The organism is SAR324 cluster bacterium (genome assembly GCA_029245725.1).
GTDB lineage: Bacteria > SAR324 > SAR324 > SAR324 > NAC60-12 > JCVI-SCAAA005.
Genome location: JAQWOT010000285.1, coordinates 1 through 2,192, shown reverse-complemented (window position 1 = coordinate 2,192; position 2,192 = coordinate 1). Strand labels below are relative to the sequence as shown.

General features: G+C 38.4%; 4 protein-coding genes and 1 pseudogene. 2 read left to right on the top strand and 3 right to left on the bottom strand.

All coding sequences use genetic code 11. The annotated features are described in order from the left end of the window. A partial coding sequence (locus P8O70_15465) for a transposase (protein MDG2198242.1) occupies positions 1-230 on the top strand: 230 nt, incomplete at its 5' end. Between the two features lie 297 nt (positions 231-527). Here P8O70_15465 and P8O70_15460 read toward each other — a convergent pair. Then, positions 528-659, bottom strand: a pseudogene (locus tag P8O70_15460) (tyrosine-type recombinase/integrase). A gap of 283 nt (positions 660-942) precedes the next feature. Then, entirely contained in the window at positions 943-1,200 is a 258-nt protein-coding gene (locus P8O70_15455; GenBank protein MDG2198241.1) for an RNA-binding protein, read from the bottom strand. 150 nt (positions 1,201-1,350) lie between these two features. Here P8O70_15455 and P8O70_15450 point away from each other — a divergent pair, with 150 nt between their 5' ends. Further along, positions 1,351-1,515 (top strand): hypothetical protein, encoded by a 165-nt coding sequence (locus tag P8O70_15450; protein ID MDG2198240.1) that lies wholly within the window; start codon positions 1,351-1,353, stop codon positions 1,513-1,515. Positions 1,516-1,758: 243 nt separating this feature from the next. Here P8O70_15450 and P8O70_15445 read toward each other — a convergent pair. After that, positions 1,759-2,192, bottom strand: a 434-nt coding sequence (locus tag P8O70_15445; protein MDG2198239.1) for an alanine/ornithine racemase family PLP-dependent enzyme, incomplete at its 5' end; no start/stop codon positions are given.

Genomic DNA, 2,192 nt, shown 5'->3' with positions numbered 1-2,192 from the left:
TTATGGATAAAATCCTTCTCAAGAAGAGGACCTTGATTGAAACCGTCAATGACCAGCTCAAAAACGTCTGCCAGATTGAGCACTCCAGACACCGAAGTCCCATCAACGCATTCGTCCACCTAATCGCTGGGTTGGTCGCCTACACTTGGCAGGAAAAACGTCCGGCACTCTCATGGACTCGAGAGGAACAGGAAATTCTCAACACCCACAAGCAACTCGTCTGCGTCTAGGGCTTATCCCAAACTCACGTTAAAAAAAGTTCCAATGTTGGCTCTGGCTAGCGGTGGACTCCATCTTTGGCAAGGTCCTCAGCTTTGTCTGTGGAAGAAGGACGATCAAAACCAGTAGAGCTCTCTGGCAGCAGATCAAGCACCTTCCGAATTATATTGAAGCCGACTGCATAGTATTAAAAACAGATGAAAGCTGGGATGAAAAACAGTTACTGAAATTTGATGAAGAAGGGTTTCAAAAATTAGAAAAGGAACTAAATCTTTTTGCACTAAAGGGATAAAAGTAAATTTAATTTATCAAATCAATTCGGCAGCACTGCGCATCTGCTCATCATTAACGTCAATATAACGCTGTGTTGTCTGAATGCTGGTATGTCCTGCCATCTCTGCTAGTACCCGCACATCTACTCCTTTCGTACTGAGTTCTGTGAAAAGATTTTTATACCCACCACAGAGATAGGTGAGTTTAGATTTAAGGGGACTACAGGCACCTGCGGTACAAGTGTAACTAGGAATAGGGACCTACCGATCGTTCATTGGGGAGTCACATCCATTTTACCAATACAGCGTTAGCTTTACAGGACAGGGATTTTTGAAATGATTGATCGGACAGAGGGTGGGCAAAAAGATGGATGCTGCCAATTATGTTTATTGGCAGCATCTTTGGAATCACAAGAAAGGAATTTACTCTTTATTCACTTGATGACCAAATTTACCATCGTGATTTTTCTCGGGGCTTGGCTTCGTTCACTTTCCAAGCTCTACCATCGATTTCATTTCCATTTAGCGCATCAATCGCTGCCTTTCCCTCAGTAGCATCATCCATCTCTACAAAAGCAAAGCCCTTAGAGCGGTTGGTTACTCTGTCCATAATGACTGATGCCTTACTAACTTGCCCAAACCGGCTGAATGCTGATCGTAGCTGTTCATCAGAAACACTGTAAGCCAAGTTCCCTACATAAATATTCACAAAACATCTCACAAATTGGCTCGAAATTTAAACCGATTGAGCGACATCAAGCCTCAAACCACTCAAAAGCACCAATACTATTATTTAGATCGGTAATAACAACTGTACTGACAAATTAAAAATATGCACTTTTTATTTTGACAGAGGATTTTGGAAATTTTTAGCGGTTTGGACTTTCGCTCAATTGCCGACAAGTGTGGTACCAGCATTACCCAAATTGAGCGTACCTACTACCAACTAAATGATACAATCCATTTAACAAATGCGGTGGCTGACTACAAGCTGGATACTAATGAGACGATTCGTGTGATTTGAACGGGGTGGATGTGTTAACACAATTTAAATCAATAGCTCAGGTGGTGCCCTAAAATAGTTTACTTTTAGACAATAACAAGCTCAAAAAGATAAGATTCCATGCACAAATAGAAAGGAAGAATTTAAAATAGAATAAAGATATCCAAATATTTACTTCAATAGAGACCTAAATAAAAGTTTTCTCACTGATTTAAAATTCAAAGATAATCAATTATTTTTATGTTTAAACCACTCAAAAGTATTTTATAGATATTTCTTTTCCACAGTTGGAGAATTCATTACTTTCATCAATGAATTATAATCCATTTTCATCCGGCATTCAGCTCCAATATTTAGTTTTAAATTAGAAGTATTTAAAACTAAATGATCACTAGTGGCTCCTACGAAAGTAAAGCCATTGGGAAAAACCAGTGAATTAGCATCAGTGTCCTGGTTCCCAATTGCAAGAATTACTTGATCATTTTTCTTTAAATAATTTGAAATAATTTTAGCTGATGGTGTTTTTATAAGTTCTGGCTTCCTTTTACTTTCAATTACTTCTGATATGAGTGTAAATGCATCAGTATAGAGCCCTTGTATTGGATTGCCAGAGATTGGATCTCTTCCAAGTAAAATTGATTCACCTAATCTCAACTCATTAATTTGATTTAAATTATTATTGGAAAAGGCCCAAGGCA